This is a genomic window from Streptomyces colwelliae (assembly GCF_048158785.1).
Lineage (GTDB): Bacteria > Actinomycetota > Actinomycetes > Streptomycetales > Streptomycetaceae > Streptomyces.
Map to the genome: position 1 here is coordinate 1 of NZ_JBLTJC010000910.1, position 561 is coordinate 561.

Genomic DNA, 561 nt, shown 5'->3' on the forward strand with positions numbered 1-561 from the left:
TCTCCAAGGACGTCCTGTTCTCCGGCGCTGCCCACAGGTCGCGGTCCGCCGCTCCCGCACCGCCGTCCGGCTGTGTCTGGTCCCCCACTGCCCCGTCCCCCTCGGTCGATCGTCAGACCGACCATGCTAGAGCGTCCACGTGCCCACTCCATCACCTGGGCTGTCCCCCGACGGCGGCTACGTCACCTGGGCTGTCCTCGACGGCGGCTACGTCATCTGGGCCGGGGGCACCGCTGGCATGGGCGACGCCCGGTGGTCGGCGGTCGGCGGTCGGCGGTCGGCGGTCGGCGGTCGGCGGTCGGCGGCTTGTACCCAGCGACTGGCCGCTAGCGACTGGCGGCTGGCGGCTGGCGGCTGGTACCACCGTCGATCAGTACGGCCCGCACCGCCAGCACCACCAGTACTGCCCACACCGCCCGCACTGCCCGCACTGCCCGCACCACCAGCATCGTCAGTACCGCCCGCACCGCCAGTGCCGCCCGTGCCACCGGTCCCGCCCCCCGCATCACCACCGATCGGGGTCAACGGCGTCGGCACCGGCACCACTCCAGATCCCGTCCG

Annotated in this window: 1 protein-coding gene; it reads left to right on the forward strand. The window is 73.4% G+C overall.

What is annotated here, in order from left to right:
- Positions 1–139 precede the first annotated feature (139 nt).
- A partial coding sequence (locus ACNFOC_RS55115) for a hypothetical protein (protein WP_416966409.1) occupies positions 140–561 on the forward strand: 422 nt, incomplete at its 3' end.